The organism is Actinoplanes oryzae (assembly GCF_030757795.1).
In the GTDB taxonomy this organism is placed as follows: Bacteria; Actinomycetota; Actinomycetes; order Mycobacteriales; family Micromonosporaceae; genus Actinoplanes.
The window spans coordinates 43379-62409 of sequence record NZ_JAUQWH010000039.1; the positions used below are offsets into that span (position 1 = coordinate 43379).

17 protein-coding genes are annotated in these 19031 nt (G+C 74.7%); 9 read left to right on the forward strand and 8 right to left on the reverse strand.

Going from position 1 to position 19031, the window contains the following annotated elements; translation table 11 throughout:
• Positions 1-25 precede the first annotated feature (25 nt).
• The 5 genes from RBH18_RS15640 to RBH18_RS15660 all read left to right on the forward strand — a co-directional run bounded on the left by RBH18_RS15640 (position 26) and on the right by RBH18_RS15660 (position 8392).
• Entirely contained in the window at positions 26-2863 is a 2838-nt protein-coding gene (locus RBH18_RS15640; RefSeq protein ID WP_306208284.1) for an SWIM zinc finger family protein, read from the forward strand.
• Positions 2860-3921 (forward strand): ATP-binding protein, encoded by a 1062-nt coding sequence (locus RBH18_RS15645; RefSeq protein WP_306208286.1) that lies wholly within the window; start codon positions 2860-2862, stop codon positions 3919-3921. The genes RBH18_RS15640 and RBH18_RS15645 overlap by 4 nt, the downstream gene beginning before the upstream one ends.
• Positions 3914-6247 (forward strand): DUF5682 family protein, encoded by a 2334-nt coding sequence (locus RBH18_RS15650; protein WP_306208288.1) that lies wholly within the window; start codon positions 3914-3916, stop codon positions 6245-6247. Before RBH18_RS15645 ends, RBH18_RS15650 begins: the two co-directional genes overlap by 8 nt.
• Positions 6244-7554 carry a VWA domain-containing protein gene (locus tag RBH18_RS15655; protein ID WP_306208290.1) on the forward strand — a complete coding sequence of 437 codons (1311 nt, stop codon included), beginning with the start codon at positions 6244-6246 and terminating at the stop codon, positions 7552-7554. The genes RBH18_RS15650 and RBH18_RS15655 overlap by 4 nt, the downstream gene beginning before the upstream one ends.
• A 79-nt stretch (positions 7555-7633) precedes the next feature.
• Positions 7634-8392 carry a class I SAM-dependent methyltransferase gene (locus RBH18_RS15660; protein WP_306208291.1) on the forward strand — a complete coding sequence of 253 codons (759 nt, stop codon included), beginning with the start codon at positions 7634-7636 and terminating at the stop codon, positions 8390-8392.
• On the opposite strand, the gene RBH18_RS15665 is transcribed toward RBH18_RS15660, so the two are convergent.
• The gene (locus RBH18_RS15665; RefSeq protein ID WP_306208293.1) at positions 8376-9032 is read right to left on the reverse strand and encodes a 4'-phosphopantetheinyl transferase family protein; all 657 of its coding nucleotides are present in this window, start codon (positions 9030-9032) and stop codon (positions 8376-8378) included. The genes RBH18_RS15660 and RBH18_RS15665 overlap by 17 nt on opposite strands.
• Before the next feature lie 28 nt (positions 9033-9060).
• Positions 9061-9870, reverse strand: coding sequence for an alpha/beta fold hydrolase (locus RBH18_RS15670; protein ID WP_306208295.1), 810 nt, complete (start codon positions 9868-9870; stop codon positions 9061-9063).
• Between the two features lie 70 nt (positions 9871-9940).
• Between RBH18_RS15670 and RBH18_RS15675 the strand changes: the two genes are divergently transcribed.
• Both RBH18_RS15675 and RBH18_RS15680 read left to right on the forward strand, forming a co-directional pair.
• On the forward strand, positions 9941-10390 hold the full coding sequence (locus RBH18_RS15675; RefSeq protein WP_306208299.1) for a nitroreductase family deazaflavin-dependent oxidoreductase: 450 nt from the start codon (positions 9941-9943) through the stop codon (positions 10388-10390).
• A gap of 47 nt (positions 10391-10437) precedes the next feature.
• On the forward strand, positions 10438-11583 hold the full coding sequence (locus tag RBH18_RS15680; RefSeq protein ID WP_306208301.1) for a DUF5925 domain-containing protein: 1146 nt from the start codon (positions 10438-10440) through the stop codon (positions 11581-11583).
• Here RBH18_RS15680 and RBH18_RS15685 read toward each other — a convergent pair whose 3' ends face one another.
• Complete coding sequence (locus tag RBH18_RS15685) at positions 11584-12084, reverse strand: MarR family winged helix-turn-helix transcriptional regulator (RefSeq protein WP_306208303.1); 501 nt, start codon at positions 12082-12084, stop codon at positions 11584-11586.
• A gap of 55 nt (positions 12085-12139) precedes the next feature.
• Between RBH18_RS15685 and RBH18_RS15690 the strand changes: the two genes are divergently transcribed.
• Positions 12140-13369, forward strand: coding sequence for an MFS transporter (locus RBH18_RS15690; protein WP_306208305.1), 1230 nt, complete (start codon positions 12140-12142; stop codon positions 13367-13369).
• On the opposite strand, the gene RBH18_RS15695 is transcribed toward RBH18_RS15690, so the two are convergent.
• The gene (locus RBH18_RS15695) at positions 13299-14225 is read right to left on the reverse strand and encodes a helix-turn-helix transcriptional regulator (protein WP_306208307.1); all 927 of its coding nucleotides are present in this window, start codon (positions 14223-14225) and stop codon (positions 13299-13301) included. The two genes, RBH18_RS15690 and RBH18_RS15695, sit on opposite strands and share 71 nt — an antisense overlap.
• A 53-nt stretch (positions 14226-14278) precedes the next feature.
• On the opposite strand from RBH18_RS15695, the gene RBH18_RS15700 reads away from it, so the two are divergent.
• On the forward strand, positions 14279-14962 hold the full coding sequence (locus RBH18_RS15700) for an alpha/beta fold hydrolase (RefSeq protein WP_306208309.1): 684 nt from the start codon (positions 14279-14281) through the stop codon (positions 14960-14962).
• On the opposite strand, the gene RBH18_RS15705 is transcribed toward RBH18_RS15700, so the two are convergent.
• Genes RBH18_RS15705 through RBH18_RS15720 form a run of 4 tightly spaced genes read right to left on the reverse strand, consistent with a single transcriptional unit; the run spans position 14949 to position 18851 of the window.
• Positions 14949-16145 (reverse strand): adenylosuccinate synthetase, encoded by a 1197-nt coding sequence (locus tag RBH18_RS15705; RefSeq protein WP_306208311.1) that lies wholly within the window; start codon positions 16143-16145, stop codon positions 14949-14951. The two genes, RBH18_RS15700 and RBH18_RS15705, sit on opposite strands and share 14 nt — an antisense overlap.
• Complete coding sequence (locus RBH18_RS15710; RefSeq protein ID WP_306208313.1) at positions 16142-17101, reverse strand: hypothetical protein; 960 nt, start codon at positions 17099-17101, stop codon at positions 16142-16144. The genes RBH18_RS15705 and RBH18_RS15710 overlap by 4 nt, the downstream gene beginning before the upstream one ends.
• Positions 17102-17112: 11 nt before the next feature.
• On the reverse strand, positions 17113-18102 hold the full coding sequence (locus RBH18_RS15715; protein ID WP_306208315.1) for a lipopolysaccharide kinase InaA family protein: 990 nt from the start codon (positions 18100-18102) through the stop codon (positions 17113-17115).
• Entirely contained in the window at positions 18099-18851 is a 753-nt protein-coding gene (locus tag RBH18_RS15720) for an NUDIX hydrolase (RefSeq protein WP_306208317.1), read from the reverse strand. Before RBH18_RS15720 ends, RBH18_RS15715 begins: the two co-directional genes overlap by 4 nt.
• Between the last annotated feature and the right edge of the window lie 180 nt (positions 18852-19031).

Below are 19031 nucleotides of genomic sequence, written 5' to 3' on the forward strand. Positions count from 1 at the left end.
CGTACCCGGCTTCTACATTGCTCCGGTGCCCGTTGAACGATGGTCCACCGCCCAGGTGTCCGCCGCCGCCCCCGACGCCTCTTCGCTGAAGAGCGCGCAGAAGCTCGCCGCGCCCACGTCGTGGGAGCAGCGCGGCGCCGTCGACGAGGTGCTGTGGGGGTTGTGCCGGGGCAGCGGCAAGAATCCGTACCAGGTCTGTGTCGACGTCGCCGGGCCCGCTTACAAGTGCTCGTGCCCGAGTCGGAAGTTCCCGTGCAAGCACGCGCTCGCCCTTCTGATGCTCTGGAGCGCCGGGGAGGCGGGCGAGGGCGAGCCCGCGCCCGGTTTCGTCGACGAGTGGCGCAAGGGCCGGGCCGAGCGCGCGGTGAAGGCGTCCGCGCCGAGGAGCGCCGATCCGGCCGCCGCCGCCAAGCGCGCCGGGCAGCGGGCCGAGCGGGTCGCCGCGGGCGTGAGCGAGCTGCGGCGCTGGCTCGACGACCAGGCGCAGCAGGGCCTGGCCGCGGCGGAGCGGGCGGGCCACCGGCCGTACGAGACGATGGCCGCAAGGTTGGTCGACGCGCAGGCGCCGGGAGTCGCCGGCACCGTGCGCAGGCTGGGCGGGGTCGCGGGCATCGGCCCGCAGTGGGCCGACCGGCTGCTCGGCGAGCTCGCGATGCTCCGGCTGCTGGTGGCCGGGCACGACCGCCTCGCCGACCTGCCGCCCGAGCTGGCCGCCACGGTCCGGTCGCGGATCGGCTTCCCGGTGGCGACCGAGGACGTGCTGGCCGGCGAGGCCGTGCGCGACCGCTGGCAGGTGCTGGGCCGGGAGGACAGCGACGACGGCGCGCTCACCACCCGGCGTACGTGGCTGCTCGGCGCCGACCGGGGGCGGTTCGCGCTGCACCTGTCGTTCGCGGCGCCCGGGCAGACGCTGGCCGCCGATCTGGTGCCGGGCACGTTCTTCGAGGGCGACCTCTGCTTCTATCCGGGGGCGCTGCCGCTGCGGGCCGTGATCAAGGACCGGCTCGGGCCGACCCGGCCGCTGCTGCCCGAGCCGATCGGCGCGACCGGGCTGCGCGCGGCGCTGGAAAGCTGGACGGCCGCGCTGGCCGCCGAGCCGTGGCGCACCGGCTTCCCGGTGCTGCTCGCCGGGGTGGCGCCCAGCGCCGACGGCTTCCTCACCGACGCGGCCGGCGAGTCGCTGCCGCTGGCGGCGGGGCATCGGGAGCCGTGGTGGCTGCTCGCGGCGTCGGGTGGCGAGCCCGCGACCGTCGCCGGCGAGTGGACCCCGGCCGGGCTGCGCCCGCTGGCGGCCTGGTCGGGCGGCCGGTTCGTGCCCGCCGCCCCGCCCGGTCCCGCGGGCAGCGCGGCGCGCACCCCCGAGCTGCCGCCCGACCTGCTCGCGACCGCGCTCGTCGGCACCGCGCGGCGGCCCTTCACGGCGACCACCGTCGCCGCCGGGGACACCTCGATCCCGCTCGGCGCCGGGACCTCCCTGCTGGAGGCGGCCGCCACGGCGCTGACCTATCGGCGGGCCGGAGTCACGCCCGCCTCCGGGCACCCCGCCGTCACTCCCGCGCCCGCCGAGACGGACCGCGCGGTGCCGTCCGCGGCGGGAGACCGGCTGTTGCGGCTGCTGGACGGCAGCGGTCCCCATGACCTCCTCGCACAGTGGCTGGGGGCGGCGGCCCGGTGGGGCGGGCATGTTCCGCCCGAGGCGCTGCCGGCGCTCTTCGACGCGGGCCGGCGCAACAGTGTCGTCCGGCCCGCGATCGCCCGGGTGGCCGGCGAGCGGGGCCGCTGGCTGGCCGGCCTCCGGCCCGACTGGGGCTGGGTGCGCGACGAGGCGCCCGGCACGGTCGCGCAGGACGACCCCGAGATCTGGGACACGGGTACGCCCGGGGAGCGCCTGGCGTACCTGACCCGTCTGCGCACTGTGGACCCGGCGGCCGGGCTGGCCCTGCTGCGCAAGGCGTGGGCCACGGAGGCTCCCGAGGACCGGGCCCGCTTCGTGGGAGCGCTGTGCACCGGGCTGTCGCCGGCCGACGACGAGTTCCTCGACGCGGCGCTGGACGACCGGCGCAAGGAGGTCCGCGAGGCGGCGCTCGAGCTGCTGCAACGGCTCCCGGGGTCGGCGCTCGGGCAGCGGATGGCCGAGCGGGCGCGGGCGGCCGTGCGGTTCGAGCGCCGCGCGCTGGGCCGGGACCGGCTGGTCGTCACGCCGCCCGAGGAGCTGACCCCGCAGCTGCGCCGTGACGGGCTCGCCGCCAAGCCGGCCCGCGGCACCGGCGTGCAGGCGTGGCTGCTGGAAGAGGTCCTCGCCGGGGCGCCGCTGAGCACGTGGACCGGCGATCGCGAGCCCACGGAGGTCGTGAAGCTGGCCCGCGGCAACGACTGGGAGGTTCCGCTGCTGCACGGGTGGGCCAAGGCGGCTATTGCCCAGGGCGCGGCGGACTGGGCGACGGCCCTCGTGCACCACGACAGCCGCGACAAGACGGGCGGGCTGCGCGAGGCCGTGCGCTGGGACCTGCACCTGCTGCTGCCGCCCGCCGACCTGGCCCGGATCGCCGCCGACTTCCTGCGCCGCGAGGACCACCTGGCGCACCGGCTGCTCGCCGTGCATCCCGGCCCGTGGCCCGACGAGCTGGCCGTCGCCGTGATCGAGACCGTCGCCCACCGTGCCCGCCAGGACAAGCACAGCTGGCAGCTCGCCGAGCTGTGCCGGGCGGCGGCGCCCGTCATGCCGCCGCGCTACGCCCCGCACCTCACCAAGCTCGCGGACCAGCTGCTCCGCGACGGCACCGATCCCGCCCGGATCCGCGCCGTGACCGAGCTGGCCCGCACCCTCACCTTCCGCCACGAGATGCTTCAGGAGTTCGAGTGACCGCTCTGCGCCCGCACGCCGAGGACCAGTACGCCGACGAGCTCGCCCAGCTCGCCGCCGCCGACGACCGGCCGCGCCCGCCGGGGTGGAAGCTGTCCCCGCAGGCGGTGGTGACCTATCTGCTGGGCGACGGCGCCAAGATCACCCCGAAGTACGTGGGCCCGCGCCGGCTCATGGAGGTCGCCGTGTCCACGCTGGTCACCGATCGGGCGCTGCTGCTGCTCGGCGTGCCCGGCACCGCGAAGACCTGGGTCTCCGAGCACCTCGCCGCGGCCATCAGCGGCGACTCGACCCTGCTGGTGCAGGGCACGGCCGGGACGGCGGAGGAGGCCATCCGGTACGGGTGGAACTACGCGCGCCTGCTCGCCGAGGGCCCGTCCGAGGCGGCCCTGACCGAGAGCCCGATCATGCGCGCCATGCGGACCGGCACGATCGCCCGGCTCGAGGAGCTGACCCGCGTCCCGTCCGACGTGCAGGACGCGCTCATCACGATCCTCTCCGAGAAAACACTGCCCGTCCCGGAGCTCAACACCGAGGTCCAGGCCCAGCGCGGCTTCAACCTCATCGCCACCGCCAACGACCGTGACCGGGGCGTCAACGAGCTGTCCAGCGCCCTGCGCCGCCGCTTCAACACGGTCGTCCTGCCGGTCCCGGCCAGCGCCGACGACGAGGTGGACATCGTCGCCCGCCGGGTCGCCCAGCTCGGCCGCTCCCTCGAACTGCCCGAGGTGCCCACCGCGCTGGAGGAGATCCGGCGCGTGGTCACCGTCTTCCGCGAGCTGCGCAACGGCATGACCGAGGACGGCCGCACCAAGCTCAAGTCGCCGACCGGCACGCTCTCCACCGCCGAGGCGATCTCCGTCGTCACCAACGGGCTCGCCCTGGCCGCCCACTTCGGCGACGGCCGGCTGAGCCCGGGCGACGTGGCCGCGGGCATCGTCGGCGCGGTCGTGAAGGACCCGGTGTCGGACGCCGTCGTCTGGCGCGAGTACCTGGAGACCGTCGTCCGCGAGCGCTCCGACTGGCGGCCGTTCTACCGCGCGGCGCGCGATGCCTGAGCGGCACTACGGCATCCGCCACCACGGCCCGGGCTCGGCCCGCGCCGTGGTCCGGGCGCTGCAGGAGCAACGCCCCTCGATCCTGCTGGTCGAGGGGCCGCCCGAGGCCGACGACCTGGTCCGCTGGGTGGGCGACACCGGCCTCGAGCCGCCGGTCGCGCTGCTGGGCTACGCGACCGACGACCCGCGGCGGTCGGCGTTCTGGCCGTTCGCGGTCTTCTCACCGGAGTGGCAGGCGATCCGGTGGGCGAGGGAGAACGGCGTGCCGGTGCGGTTCTTCGACCTGCCGTTCGCGTTCCGGCTGACCGACCCCGGCACACCCGACACTCCCCCGGCCGCCGGGCCGCCGGCTGTCCCGCCCCCGGCCGCCGGCGCGCCGGGATTGCCCGACGCCGCACCCGGGTCGGCCGACGCCGCGCCCGAGCCTTCCGCCGACGCCGCGCCGGGGTCGCCGGACGCTGGGTCGCCCGGCGCGGGGGACGGGACGCCGGTGGCGCGGACGCGGCCGGTGGATCCGATCGGGGAGCTGGCGACGGCGGCCGGCTACGACGATCCCGAGCGGTGGTGGGAGGACGTCGTCGAGCACCGGGGCATGCCGGCGTTCGAGGCGATCGCCGAGGCCATGGGCGCGATCCGTGAGTCCGCGCCCGAGGACCCGGAGGACCTGGTGCGCGAGGCATACATGCGGACCGTGCTGCGTGAGGTGCGCCGCGAGCACGACGAGATCGCCGTGGTGTGCGGGGCGTGGCACGTGCCCGCGCTCACCCGGAAGGTCGCGGTCAAGGACGACACCGCGCTGCTCAAGGGGCGCAAGAAGGCGAAGGTCAGCTTCACCTGGGTGCCGTGGACGTACGGGCGGCTGGCGTCCTGGTCCGGCTACGGCGCCGGGGTGCGGTCGCCCGGCTGGTACCACCATCTCTTCACGACCGGCGCCGACGTGGTGCCGCGGTGGCTCGTGGACGCCGCCGGGGTGCTGCGCGCGGAGGGGGTGCCCACGTCGTCGGCGCACGTCATCGAGGCGACCCGGCTGGCGGAGGCGCTGGCCACCGTGCGGGGACGGCCGCTCGCCGGGCTGGCGGAGGTGACCGAGGCGGCGGAGGCGGTGCTCTGCGAGGGGGAACCGCTGCGCACCGAGCTCATCGACCGGCGGATGGTCGTGGGTGAGCGGCTCGGCGGGGTGCCGGAGGACATGCCGGCCGTACCGCTGGCGAAGGATCTCGCGGCGCACCAGAAGGCCGTACGCCTCAAGCCGGAAGCGCTCGAGAAGGTGCAGGAGCTGGACCTGCGCCGCGACATGGACCTGGCACGCAGCCGGCTGTTGCACCGGATGCGCGCGATCGGCGTGCCGTGGGGCGAGCCGGATGCCGGGCGGCGGGGGCTCGGGACGTTCCGGGAGCAGTGGCGGCTGCGGTGGCTGCCCGACTTCGCGGTGCAGCTCGTCGAGGGCAGCATGTACGGCACGACGGTCGCCGCCGCGGCCACGGCGAAGGTGGTGGAGGCGGCGGGCAAGGCGCAGTCGCTCGGGGAGGTCACCGCGCTCGTCGAGGTGTGCCTGCTCGCCGATCTCACCGATGCCTTCCCGCCCGTGCTCGCCGCGCTGGACACCCGGGCCGCCCTCGACGCCGACCTCGAGCACCTGATGGCGGCGATCCCCGCCCTGGCCCGCACCCTGCGCTACGGCGACGTGCGGCGCACCGACGTCGCCGGGCTCGCGACCGTGACATCGAGCCTGCTCACCCGCGTCTGCGCCGGACTGCCCGCCGCGGTGGGCTCGCTGTCCGACGAGGCCGCCAAGACGCTGCGCGGGCACGTCGACGGGGTGCACCAGGCGGTCGGGCTGCTCGACGACGCCGGGCTGAGCGACCGCTGGCTCGGCACGCTGACCTCGGTCGCCGGGCGCGCCGGGCTGCACGGGCTGATCGCCGGGCGGCTGACCCGGCTGCTCCTGGACGCCGGGCGGCTCGACGGCGCGGAGGTGCGCCGGCGGCTGGGGCTCGCGCTGACCGTCGGCACGCCACCCGCGGAGGGCGCCGCGTGGGTGGAGGGCTTCCTGTCCGGCGGCGGGCTGCTGCTGGTGCACGACGAGGAGCTGCTCGACCTCGTGGACTCGTGGCTCGCCGACATCGCGGTGGAGGCGTTCGACGACGTGCTTCCGCTGCTGCGGCGGACGTTCGGGAGCTTCGCGGCCGGCGAGCGGCGCGCGATCGGCGACCGGATCGCCGGAGGCGTGCGCGCGGCGGGCGAGGCGCCGCTTGTGCTCGACCATGACCGTGCCGCGCGGGTGCTCCCGACGCTGGCGGCGCTGCTGGGAAAGGAGATCGGATGAGCAACGCTGCTGCGGAGGATCGAGTGAGCGACCCGGCTGCGGGAGAGGACCGGACGGGCGACACCACGACGGGAGCCGGCGGGCCGGGCGGGACAGCGGCGGGATCCGGCGGGCCGGGCGGGACGGCTGCCGGAGCGGGCCGGACGGGCGACGCGGCGGCGGAGCGCCGGCGGCGGTGGCGGCTCGTGCTCGGCGGGGCGGCGGAGGAGTCGCTCGGCGGGGCCGAGGGGCGGGACGGCCGGATGGACGCCGCGCTGGCCGCGCTCTACGACGCGGGCGACGGCACGGCGGCCACGACGGCGGGCCGGTCGGCGGGGCTCGGTGGCTCGGCGCCCAAGGTGGCCCGGTGGCTGGGCGACATCCGCGAGTACTTCCCGAGCACGGTCGTCCAGGTCATGCAGTCCGACGCGATCGAGCGCCTCGACCTGACCCGGCTGCTGCTCGAACCGGAGATGCTCGACGCGGTGGAGCCGGACGTGCACCTGGTCGGCACGCTGCTCACCCTCAACCGGGTCATGCCCGAGCAGACCAAGGAGAGCGCCCGCCAGGTCGTCCGCAAGGTGGTCGACGAGCTCGAGAAGCGGATCAGCCAGAAGACCCGCGCCGCGGTGTCCGGCGCCCTCAACCGCGCGGCCCGCATCAATCGGCCGAAGCTCCGTGACATCGACTGGGACCGCACCATCCGCGCGAACCTCAAGCACTACCAGCCGGAGCACCGTACGGTCGTCCCCGAGCGCCTGATCGGATACGGCCGGCGCACCACCGCGATCCAGCGCGACGTCGTCCTGTGCGTCGACCAGTCCGGCTCGATGGCCGCGTCCGTCGTGTTCTCCGGCGTGTTCTCGGCGGTGCTCGCGTCGATGCGGTCGCTGCGGACCTCGCTCGTGGTCTTCGACACCGCCGTCGTCGACCTGACCGACCAGCTCAGCGACCCGGTCGAGGTGCTCTTCGGCACCCAGCTGGGCGGCGGCACCGACATCAACCGGGCGATCGCCTACAGCCGGCAGCTGATCACGCGGCCGCGGGACAGCATCTTCGTGCTGATCAGCGACCTCTACGAGGGCGGCGTCCGCGAGCAGATGCTGCGCCGGGTCGCCGAGATGACGGCGGCCGGCGTGCAGGTGGTCGTGCTGCTCGCCCTGTCCGACGAGGGCGCCCCGGCCTACGACGCGGAGAACGCCGCCGCGCTGGCGGCGATGGGGGTGCCGGCCTTCGCGTGCACGCCCGAGGCGTTCCCGGACCTGATGGCCGCGGCGATCGAGCGGCGGGACCTCATGGCCTTCGCCCAGCGGCAGGCCGAGCAATGAATCCCGGGCAGGCCAGCTTATTGCACATTGTTGGCAACAGGGCTTGCCCGGGAGGGTCGGTGTAACTAGCGTGAGCGTCATGAGTGCTTACACCGCTGCCGCGTGGCAGGAGAGCTGGGACCGTCAGCAGGAGGGCTATCTGCCCGACCGGGAGCAGCGGTTCGCCGCCATGCTCGACGCCGTCGAGGCGGTGAGCGCGGGCGGGGCGCCACGGGTGCTGGACCTGGCGGGCGGCACCGGGACGATCAGCCTGCGGACGCTGGCGCGCTTCCCGGAGGCGACCACCACGGTGCTCGATCAGGACCCGGTGCTGCTGTCGCTGGCCCGCTCCTCGCTGGGCGGCGACAGCCGGGCCGCCGTCGTCTCGGCGGACCTGAAGTCGCCGCGGTGGGCGGAGGCGCTGCCGCACACCGAGTTCGACGCCGTGCTGACCGCCACCGCGCTGCACTGGCTGCCGGGCGAGCGGGTGGCCGCCCTCTACGCGGAGATCGCGTCCCTGCTGCGGCCCGGCGGCATCTTCGTCAACGCCGACCACATGCCGGACGACGCCCTGCCCGGCCTGACCAAGCTGCTCACCGCGCGCGCCGACGCCGAGCGCACGGCGCGCCAGGCGACGGGGGCGGCGCTCGACTGGGCGAGCTGGTGGGCGCGCGTGGCCGGCGACGAGGAGCTGGCCCCGCTGCTGCCCGAGCGCGAACGGCTCTACCCGGACAGCACCCACACCGAGTGGAACCCGCCGGCCTCCTGGCACGTCCGGGCGCTGCGCGACGGCGGCTTCGCCGAAGCGGGCATCCTGTGGCGCGGCGGAACGGACGCCGCGGTCATCGGGATGCGCTGACCGGAAGAGGCAGGGCGATGGCGGTCGCCACGAGACCGTCGCCGACCGCGTAACGGCCGTGCAGCGACGCGAACGGCCCGTCCCGCAGGATCCGGGCGGTGAACGACGCCGACTCCGGGTCGAAGGTCAGGGACGCCTCCTCGAAGCCGAGCCATTCGCCCGTACGCGGGAACCAGACCTTGTAAACCGACTCCTTCGCGCTGAACAGCAGCCGCTCCCACCACACGTCGGGCCGCGCGGCGGCGAGCCCGGCGAGATGGGCGCGCTCGTCCGGCAGGGTGACGAGGTCGAGCACGCCCTCGGGCAGCGGCCCGGCAGGCTCGGCGTCGATGCCCACGCCGGCGAGGTCGGACGACCGGGCGACCGCCGCCGCCCGGTAGCCGGCGCAGTGCGTCATGCTGCCGACGATGCCCGCCGGCCAGATCGGGGCGCCGCGCTCGCCGCGCAGGATCGGCACCGGGGCGACGCCCAGCCCGGCCAGGGCCGTACGCGCGCAGTGCCGCACGGTGGTGAACTCCGCACGCCGCTTGGGGACGGCGTTCGCGATCAGCTCCGGCTCGCCCGGCAACAGCTCGACGCCGTCGGGATCGTCCCACGCCTCGACGGCCCGCACGACCCCGGGAAGCAGCCCGGCGATCATGCGCACCTCCCACAAGGCGGCCGGGCGATCATGCGCGCCCCAGGAAGCGCAACAGCTCGGCGTCCACCACATCGGGCTGTTCGAGGTATCCGTAGTGGCCGGCGTCCGGGATCTCCGTATAGGTCGCGCCCGGGATCGCCGCCGCCAGCTCCCGGCCGCGCTCCGGCGGGGCGATGAGGTCGTCGGCGAAGGAGATCACGTGCACGGGCGTGCGCACCTTCGCGTACGCGGCCCGGCGGTCCGTCGTCAGCAGCACGCCGAGCTGGGCGCGGGCGCCGGGGCTGGTGCGGTCCTCGGGCGAGAACTCGAACAGGTCCAGCCAGTCCTGGCTCAGGCCGGGGTCGGCGAGCGTGGCCGGGGAGAGATTCTGCAGCGCCCGGGTGACCGCGGCGTAGCGGGGCGGCAGGGTGATGCCGCTGTCCCCCAGCTCCCGGTCGCCCTCCGCGAGCGCGAGCGACACCGGGTCGGGGCGGGCGCGGGAGGCCATCAGCACGGCCCGGGTCACCAGGTGGGGGCGGACGAGCAGCAGCTCCTGGACGATGAGCGCGCCCATGGAGGTCCCGACGAGGGCGCACGGGCCGCCCACGACCCGCTCGACGACCGCCACGGTGTCGGCGACCAGGTCCGCGACGGTCAGGCCCGGGTGGGCCGGCCCGCTCTCACCGATCCCCCGGTTGTCCATCGTGTACGCCCGGAGCCCCGCCCCGGTCAGCGCCGGCACCTGGTGCAGCGCCCACGAGCGGCCGCGGGCCCCCGTGCCCGCGAGCAGCAGGACCGGATCACCGCTGCCCGACTCCTCGTAGCTCAACTTGACGCCGGAGACATCGATCGTGGGCATGGGCGCACCCTACCGGCGGCCGCCTTCTCATTAGTGTGGTGGGGGGATCACCGAGCGAAGGGGTCACACCATGCCGCTGACCGGAGAGTACGCGCCGAGCCCGTCCGACTGGGCGCGCGAGCAGGCCGAGCAGTTCGAGGCGTCGAACGGGACCGAGGCGCAGTTCCTGCGCGGGAAACCCATCATCGTGCTGACCTCGGTCGGCGCGAAGAGCGGCAAGCTGCGCAAGACGCCGCTGATGCGGGTCGAGCACGACGGGGAGTACGCGGTGGTCGCCTCGCTGGGCGGCGCCCCGAAGCACCCCGTGTGGTACTGGAACCTCGTCAAGAACCCGCACGTCGAGCTCCAGGACGAGGCCGAGAAGCACGACTATGTCGCGCGCGAGGTGCACGGCGAGGAGCGCGAGGCGTGGTGGGCGCGGGCGGTGGAGGCGTGGCCGCCCTACGCGGACTACCAGACGAAGACCGAGCGGGTCATCCCGGTGTTCGTGCTGACGCGGGCTCCCGATCGGAGCAACTGAATCGAAAACCGGGTGCCGGGCCGGCGGCGAGGGAAGATCATGGGCAGATGCGTACGCCCCATCAGTCCGTCGACCGGCTCGGCAGCCGCGCCGTGGAGCCGGCGGTCGTCCTGCCCGCCCCCACGGCGCTGCCGCTGTCCGGTTCCGTCGACGACACGGACCGGCTGGTGGACGTCGTCGATCTGCTCGCGCTCGACGCCTTCGTGCAGGGACGCGAGCCCTTCGGCCGCACCAGCTACCTGGAGAACGTCCGCGCCGACGCCCCGCTGACCAGCGACGCCGCCCGCGTGGTGCGCGACGCGCTGGAGGAGGACAGCCACAGCCGGCTGTCCGTCGGCGACGGCTGGACGCTCTACGTCATGCGATGGAAGCAGAGCCGCCGGGCCCGGGTGACCGTCACCGCGGTGAGCGCCGAGCTGGCCGAGTCGATGCTGGCGGCGGTCGTCGCCGACGCGGTGGAGGAGCCCGCGCCGGCGGCGGAGAGCGTACCCATCGGCTTCTGGCACTTCGGTCCGCACGGACCGCGCCGCGCGCAGCGGGAGATCGACGCCGCGCCCTGGGAGAGGATCCGCGGCAACTATGCCGAGCCGGTGGCGCAGACCCTCGAGCGGCTCATGCGGCTCGACCACACCAGCATCCACGGCCGGCTCCTGCTGCTGCACGGCGAGCCGGGCACCGGCAAGACGACGGCGCTGCGCGCGCTCGCCCAGCAGTGGCGCTCGTGGTGCCAGGTCGACTGCGTGCTCGACCCGGAGCGCCTGTTCAGCGATCCGGCCTATCTGATGAGCGTGGCGCTGGGCAGCGGCGACGACGACGAGCCGCGCTGGCGCCTGCTCATGCTGGAGGACTGCGACGAGCTGGTCAGCGGGGAGGCGAAGGCGAGCGCGGGGCAGTCGCTCTCCCGGCTGCTCAACCTCACCGACGGCCTGCTCGGCCAGGGACGCAACGCGCTGATCGCCCTCACGACCAACGAGGACCTGGCGTCGCTGCACCCCGCGGTGGTCCGGCCGGGGCGGTGCCTGGCGAGCATCGAGGTCGGCCGCCTCCCGTACGCCGAGGCCGTCCGCTGGCTCGGCAGGTCCACCGGCATCGGCCCGGCCGGGGCGACCCTCGCCGAGCTCTACGCCCTGCGCACCGGGGCCGAGCCGGTGACCGTGCCGGTGACCGCCCCCGCGACCGGGATGTATCTCTGATCACCGCTCGTGGTGCCGCAGCACCTTGCGCAGCAACGAGTTGAGCTGCCGAAGCTCGGTGAGGCTGAGCGCGGCCAGCAGGTCGCGGTCGCGGGCCATGCCGGCGTGGATGTGCTGCTCCCACGCGGCGCGGCCCGCGGCGGTCGGCCGGACGATCACCCGGCGGCGGTCCTGCGGCTCGACCTCGCGGGTGATCAGCTCGGCGCGGGCGAGGCGGTCGAGGCGAGCGGTCATCGCGGCGCGGGTCACCTTGGCGGCCTCGGCCAGCTGGGCGGGCGTGGCCTCGAGCGGGTAGGGCTGCACCATCAGCACGTGCAGCGTCTTGTAGTCCTCGGCCGTGAACGACGGGTCGGGGAAGGCCGCCGCGTCGGCCCGCTTCTGCCGGCGCAGCAGGAACTGCATGCGGGTGATCGCGCCCTCGATCTCCGGGGCGACGTCGGGCTCGCCCTCCCACAGGCTCGCCCACCGCATGACGTGCTGATCGACCTCGTCCCGTTCCACGCCGCCAGCATAGTTCATTGCCAAATAGTTAGACGGTGAACTATCGTCCCGGCCCATGAGTGATTTCCGGCTGCTCGCCTCCGGCATGACGTTGTCGTGGCTCGGCAACGGCTTCCAGACCGTGGCGCTGGCCGTCGCCGTCCTCGTCGCCGGGGGCGGCGCCGGCGACCTCGGCCTCGTCATGGCCTCGACGGTCGTGGCGCTGCTGGCCTGCACCCTCTTCGGCGGCGTCTGGGCCGACCGGGTCCAGCCGCAGCGGCTGATGGTGCTCTCCGACGCCGTCCGCGTCCTGACCACGTCCGCGATCGCGGTCATGTTCGCCTCGGGCACGTACCACCTGGGTGTCCTGTGTGCGCTCACCGCGCTGTCCGCCGGGGCCGGGGCATTCTTCGAGCCGGCGATGTCCGCCCTCAAGCCGATGCTCGTCCCGCCGGACGACCGCCGGCGGGCCAACGCGACGCTCAGCATGCTGCAGAACGCATGCCGCGTCGCCGGACCGGCCCTCGGCGGCGTGGTGGTCGCCGCGTTCGGGGCGCCGGCCGGCTTCACGGTCAACGCCGTGAGCTTCGCCGCGTCCGGCCTCGCCGCCCTGCTCATCAAGGCGCGCACGACCCGGGTCGCCGGGGCGGGGCTGCTGCGCGAGCTCGGCGAGGGCTGGCGCGCGATCCGGGCGCGCGACTGGCTGCTGACGGGCACGCTCGCGGCCACCGTCTACCACCTGGCGAACGGCGTGGTGCTCGTCCTCGTGCAGGTGGTCGCGGTGGAACAGCTGGGCGGCGCCCGTACGGCCGGTTTCGTCGCCGCCGCCGAGGGCCTGGGCGGCGTCCTCGGCGCGGCCGTCGCCCTGCGCTGGCGGACCCGGCGGCTGCTGCTGGCCGGCTGGCCCGGCGTGCTGCTGATGCCGTTGTGGGCGCTGGCCTACGTGTGGCCGGGCACCCTCGCCGCCGTGCTCACCGGCGCGGTGATCGGCTACGCAGGGCTGTTCTTCTACGCCGTCGCCTGGGACACGGCGGTGCAGGACCACGTCCCGCACGAGGTGCTCGCCCGGGTCGTCTCCTGGGAGATCCTCGGCTCCTACCTGGCGCTGCCGGTGGGCAACACCCTCGCCGGCCCGCTCTCCGCCGGCATCGGCATCGACAAGTCACTGATCTGCGCGGCGGTGGTGATGTTCGGCGCGGCGCTGGTCCCGCTCACCGTGCGGGGCACCCGGGAGCTCACTCGACCGCGGCAGCGAAGCGAGCCGCCACCGTCGCCACGGCGGCGCGCAGCTCGGGCCCGCCGGTGACGGTGAAGCCGAAGGGGACGGCGGCGAGCCACTCCTGGGCGTACATCGCGGGGTTGCCAGTGCTGCCGGTGAGCACGCAGCCGTCGCCGTCGGGCTCGAGCGTGCCCATCGGCGGCCGGATCCAGGGCGCCACCGCCGGCAGCGGCGCGTGGAAGACCACCCGGGTGGGGAACCGCCAGCCCTTCCCCAGGTTCTCCTCCAGGACGGCCACCGGGTCCAGCCCGTCGGGCGGCGTGAACCGCTGCGTCGTCCGCCGGACGGCCCGGATCCGGTCGACCCGGTACGTGCGCACGGCGTTCGCGTGGTGCGAGTGGCACAGCAGGTACCAGCGTCCGTAGCGCACGACCACCGCCCACGGGTCGACCTCGGACTCCCAGTCGCGGTAGCCGATCGCCACGCGGCACTTGTCGGCGACGGCGGCGACGAGGGTGCTGGTGATCGTGGGATCGGGGCGCCGCTGCTCCGGATCGGGGGCGGCCGACGCGTACTCGCGGAGCATCGCCGCCTGCCGGCCGATCCGCTCGGGCAGGGCGCGGATGACCTTGGCCAGCGCCTCGCCGGCGTCGTGCGCGGCCGGTTGACCGTCGAGCACGGCCATGACCAGCGCGAGAGCCTGCTCCTCGGTGAAGACGACCGGCGGCAGGCGCACGCCGCGGCTCAGCCGATAGCCCCCGTACGGGCCCCGGGCCGACTCGACCGGGATGCCGGCCTCGCGCAGGATCCCGACGTAGCGCCGCGCCGCCCGCTCGGTCACGCCCAGCGCGCCGGCGAGCTGCTCGGCGGTTGTGCCCGGCCGCGCCTGGAGGATCTCCAACGTCCGCAGCGCCCGGGCGGTCGGACTCGTACCGGTCGGCATGGGATGCACGGTACCGGAAGCCGAACGTCCGGAACCCGCTCTACATTGCCCGCATGAGTGCAGATCAGATCGTGCTGCTCGGCGGCTTGTGGCTGGACGCCTCCGCGTGGGACGCCGTCGTGACCGAGACCCGTGCGCTGGGCCGCGAGGCTGTTCCGGTGACGCTGCCGGGGCAGGGCGACGGCAACACGTCGGCGACGCTGGCCGACCAGGTGGCTGCCGTGCTCGCGGTGGTGGACGCCGCCCCCGGCCGGTCCGTGGTGGTGGGGCACTCCGCCGCGGGCACGCTGGCGTGGCTGGTGGCCGACGCCCGGCCGGACCGGGTGGCCAAGGTCGTGCTGATCGGCGGCTGGCCCGCGCCGGAGGGCGACAAGTACGCCGACTTCTTCCCGCCCGAGGACGGGTTGATGGCCTTCCCGGGCTGGGCGCCCTTCGAGGGCCCGGACTCCGCGGACCTCGACGAGGCCGCGCGCCAGAGTTTCGCCACGCGGGCGGTCCCGGTGCCCGAAGGGGTGTCGCGCGCCGTCGTGCACTACACCGACGAGCGCCGGTACGACATCCCGGCCGTGCTGGTGTGCCCCGAGTTCACGCCGGCCCAGGCGCGCGAGTGGATCGGCGCGGGCGACCTGCCGGAGCTGGCCCGGATCAAGCACCTCGACCTGGCCGACATCGACTCGGGCCACTGGCCGATGCTGACGAAGCCCGGCGAGCTGGCCCGCATCCTCAGCGGCAGCTGACCGCAAGGCGCTTGTCGGCGCGGTCCGGTCCCCACGACTCCACCGTCACCGGCGCGCCGAGCAGAGTGCCGATCTCGGCCGCCCAGTCGTCCGGCCGGTGCAGCTCCGCCGGCCGGGCGCGCTCCAGCTGCCGGGTCAGGGCCGCCTGGTGGTCCAGATCCCGGAACGGTCCGGGTGCGATGCGGGCACCCGTCGTGTACGCCGTGCAGACGCGCAGCCCCGGACAGCGTGCCGGGGCGTCGAGGTGGGTCACGGCCAGGCTGTCCACCCCGCCGGCCACCTCGACGGCGTACCGGTGGGCGACCGCGTCGAAGTGGCCCACGCGGAACGCGCCCTGCCACTCGCCGGCGCCGTTGTGCGCCTCGGGCAGATCCAGCGGCGCCTCCGTCACGAACGGGCCGGCGCCGTGCCGGGTGGTGTAGGTGCGTACGACGCCCAGCCGCTCGAACGAGTCGCATAGCTCGGTCACGTTGCCGAACGTCGTCGTCGACCACGTCGTGTACGGGTGCCAGCCGCGCCACTCGTCCAGCAGCACGCCCTGCGCGCCCTCGAAGACGCACCGGCCCTCGGTCAGCAGCCGGCCCGTGAACGCCGGGTCCACGACGGCGACGGCCTGCCCGAAGGCCACGAACGCGTCGACCACGTCGTCGAGCGGCGGGGCGTCGAGGGGACCGACCTGCTCCGTCAGCCGGTCCCGGACCGCCGCGAGGCGCCGGCGCAGGCGCACGGGCGAGCGCACGTCGGCGGCACGAGGGGCGTCCGCGTTGCTCTGGGCGTACTCCACGGTCTGTCCGACGCCCATGCCGCACGAACCGTGCCGGGCCCCGCCGCGCCGCCGCTCGCGCAGCTGGTTGGCCGCCCGGTGCCAGGGCGTGACGAGCAGGCAGCCGGCGTCGACCGTGAGCAGCTCGAAGGGGTTGCCGAGCGCGGCGGCCTCCGCGGCCAGCGCGAGCGGGTCGACCACCACGAACCGGGTCAGGTGGGTGGGCACCCCGTGGAAGGTGCCCGACCCGAACTGCGCGAACGTGTGGTGCCGGCCCCCGGCGACGACGTTGTGGGCGGCCTGCGCTCCCCCGTTGAAGCGCAGCACCGCGCGTACGTCCCCGGCGGCGCACAGCGTGTCGACCACTGTCCCCTTGCCGGCGTCGCCGTAGCCGAGGTCCACGACCGCGATGTGAGTCACAGCCGTTCGTTCCCGTCGACGCCGGCGGACGGGACCAGGTCGGCCCGGACCACGGCGCCGCGCGGCCGGACCAGCGCCAGCGCCCGCCCCACCGAGGCGCCCGCCGTCGAGCCGACCTCGGTCAGGTCCGCGAGCCCCTCGTCGAGATCGATCGCGTCCTCGCCCAGGCCGACGGTCAGCGCGATGGTCTCGCACACGGCGTCGAGATCGTCGAGCTCGATGACGTTCTGGCCGAGCAGCCGCTTCCAGTGCCCGAGGATCTCCTGGTCGCCGCCCCAGCCGGCCGCCGTCGGGATGATGTAGTAGACGTCGTACGCCCGCTGCAGCTCCGCGATCATCGCCTCGACCGGGATGGCCTCCCGGAGGTCGTCGCCGATAAACTTCTTGACCTCCTTGGGCTTCACCTTCGCGTAGGGCATCTCGTCGCCGATGAGGAACAGGTAGCCGCGGCGGCCACGCTTGGTGAGGCTGTCGAGATCGGTGTGCCGGGCCATGAAGTACATCGCCAGCTCGTACGACTCGGTGCGCTGCCCGCCGCCCCCGCCCTCGAGCACGATCCGGGCCAGGTCCTCGTCCATGCGGTTGTCCGACTCGAACTGTCCGACCTGCAGCGGCACCTTGTCGCACGTGGCGTCGCCGACCGCGCCGAACATGATGTGCGGGTCGGTGGCGTACCCCTTGCGGGTCAGCAGGCCGAGCAGCTGCGGCAGCTTGGTCTGCAGCACCCGGGGCACGGTGCCCATCGAGCCCGTGACGTCGAAGAGCACCGCGATCGGCGTGCTCCGCGGGTGCTCGGCGCTGTCGCGGCTCTCCCGCTCGGTGACGCCCTTCGGGTCCAGGGCGGGGTGCGCCTTGCGGGCGCCGCTGTCGCTGTACGCGAACGCGCTCGTGCCCGTGGCGGCACGGTAGCTCGCGGCGGCGTCGTAGACATTGGTGGACCAGCGTCCGCTTCCCATGACTTCTCTCCTCACGCTGCCGGCACTGTGAAGGGCCGGAACTTCCGGGGGCCGTACCACTTCTCCAGCAGCTCGTCGAACTCGGCGAGCAGCTGCCACGCGTCCTGGGGACGCATCCGGGGTGCGCGGTAACGGCACCCCGCCACGAACCGCCGGATCGCGCCGGGCGGTTCCTCGATGAGCGCCAGCATCAGACCGCTGGCCTGGTAGATGTCGGTCGCCGCGGTCGCCGGCCGCTGTGCCAGGACCTCCGGCGGGTACGTCGCGCGGTGCCGCGACACGACGGCCGGGACCGGCGTGCCGGGCGCGACGCTGTAGCACCAGTCGACGAGGACGACGCCGTGCTCCTCGGGCTGGATCAGCACGTGCTCGGGCAGCACGGCGCCGTGCACCACGCCGGCCCGGTGCGCCCAGCCGAGCGCGGTGAGCAGCCGCCGCCACATCCAGGCGACGTCGCGGGCGTCGAGCCTGTGCAGCATCCCGGTCAGCGGCACGAACCCGGCGAGCCGCTCCAGCACGATCGCCTCGCGCCGCGCCCCGGCGCTGTCCTCCTGCACGAAGCTTTCGATCAAGCGCGGCGCATAAGCCCGGTGCCGCGGGTCGCCGTCGCGGTCCAGCCGGGTCAGGGCGGCGGCCTCGGCACGCATCAGGTCGTTGTCGGCCGGGCGGCGCGGCAGCTTCAGCAGCTTGTCGTCGTCCAGCTCGATCAGGTCGGCCAGGTCGCCGCGCGCGATGACGTCGCCGAGCCGGTAGGTCGCGCGCCGCGTCGTCAGCGTGCGAGTCTTTCCGGCCATGCCGGTGAGCTTCGCCGCGACCCGCGTCGCGGTCGCCCTCACTGCCGCGGGTGCGACGTCCGGGTGCACGATCCTGAGAAGCTTCCGGTACGCGCCCTCGCCACCCAGCTCCGCCAGGCTCGCGGCCCGGTCGATCGCCGCGACCGCCTCGTCGAACGTCATCGTCTCGCCGACCGGCGTCGTCGTCCTGTCTGCCGGCGCCGTCATCGCACACCGTCCTCGCGGGTGGGCCGCAGGAGCGCGGGGTGCAGCAGGCGCGCGTCGCCGGCCCGGTAGAGCTTCGGCTTCGGGCCGCCGCGCTCCCCCGCCCGCGGCGCCGTCTCGCCGGTGCTCTCCACGAACCCGGGCACCGACAGCACCTTGCGGTGGAAGTTGCCGGCGTGCAGCTCCTCGCCCCAGACCGCCGCGTAGACCGCGCGCAGCTCGGCGATCGTGAACTCCTCGCCGACGAACGCGGTGGCCAGCGGCGTGTACTCCAGCTTGGCCCGGGCGCGGTCGAGCGCGTCGGCGAGGATCGCGGCGTGGTCGAAGGCCAGCTCGCCCGCCTCGTCGACCGGCACCCAGAAGGCACCGGACGCGTCCGTCCCCGCTCGCGGGTCGGGCAGGCGGGGCGCGAAGGCCAGGTAGGCGACGGAGATGACGCGCATGCGGGGGTCGCGGCGCGGATTCCCGTACGACCGGAGCTGCTCGAGGTGCACCCGGTCCAGCTCGCCCTCGCCGGGGCGCAGGCCGGTCTCCTCGCCGAGCTCGCGCAGCGCCGCCGCGTCGAGCGTCTCCTCCTGCACGAAGCCACCGGGCAGCGCGCGCCAGCCGGCGAACGGGTGGCCGCCGCGCTCGACGAGCAGCACGTGCAGCCGCCCCTCGCGGATCGTCAGCGCGACGACATCGACGGTGACCGCGACGCTCGGGAAGGCGCCGGGGTCGTAGCCCGCCAGGAACTCCTCTTCCTCCGTCACCGGCTGCTCCTCGTGTTCTCGCCCTGAGTATTACTCGAACTGAGAACAACGTAGCTCGTTCTCATCCTGAGCACAACCCCCGGGAGGTCGCCGCCCGGCTCCGGGACGCCTCGGCTCCCCGGTCGCGCCCCGCCACACCGCTTCGCATGCAGCGGCACCCGGCCGCACCCCGCCGCACCC

Bases quoted from the DNA above. Each gene is read 5' to 3' on its own strand.
- RBH18_RS15670 (WP_306208295.1), bottom strand. From the start codon at position 9,870: ATGCCCACGATCGATGTCTCCGGCGTCAAGTTGAGCTACGAGGAGTCG.
- RBH18_RS15700 (WP_306208309.1), top strand. From the start codon at position 14,279: ATGAGTGCAGATCAGATCGTGCTGCTCGGCGGCTTGTGGCTGGACGCC.
- RBH18_RS15650 (WP_306208288.1), top strand. From the start codon at position 3,914: ATGCCTGAGCGGCACTACGGCATCCGCCACCACGGCCCGGGCTCGGCC.
- RBH18_RS15675 (WP_306208299.1), top strand. From the start codon at position 9,941: ATGCCGCTGACCGGAGAGTACGCGCCGAGCCCGTCCGACTGGGCGCGC.
- RBH18_RS15715 (WP_306208315.1), bottom strand. From the start codon at position 18,102: ATGACGGCGCCGGCAGACAGGACGACGACGCCGGTCGGCGAGACGATG.
- RBH18_RS15655 (WP_306208290.1), top strand. From the start codon at position 6,244: ATGAGCAACGCTGCTGCGGAGGATCGAGTGAGCGACCCGGCTGCGGGA.
- RBH18_RS15660 (WP_306208291.1), top strand. From the start codon at position 7,634: ATGAGTGCTTACACCGCTGCCGCGTGGCAGGAGAGCTGGGACCGTCAG.
- RBH18_RS15665 (WP_306208293.1), bottom strand. From the start codon at position 9,032: ATGATCGCCGGGCTGCTTCCCGGGGTCGTGCGGGCCGTCGAGGCGTGG.
- RBH18_RS15690 (WP_306208305.1), top strand. From the start codon at position 12,140: ATGAGTGATTTCCGGCTGCTCGCCTCCGGCATGACGTTGTCGTGGCTC.
- RBH18_RS15680 (WP_306208301.1), top strand. From the start codon at position 10,438: ATGCGTACGCCCCATCAGTCCGTCGACCGGCTCGGCAGCCGCGCCGTG.
- RBH18_RS15695 (WP_306208307.1), bottom strand. From the start codon at position 14,225: ATGCCGACCGGTACGAGTCCGACCGCCCGGGCGCTGCGGACGTTGGAG.
- RBH18_RS15710 (WP_306208313.1), bottom strand. From the start codon at position 17,101: ATGGGAAGCGGACGCTGGTCCACCAATGTCTACGACGCCGCCGCGAGC.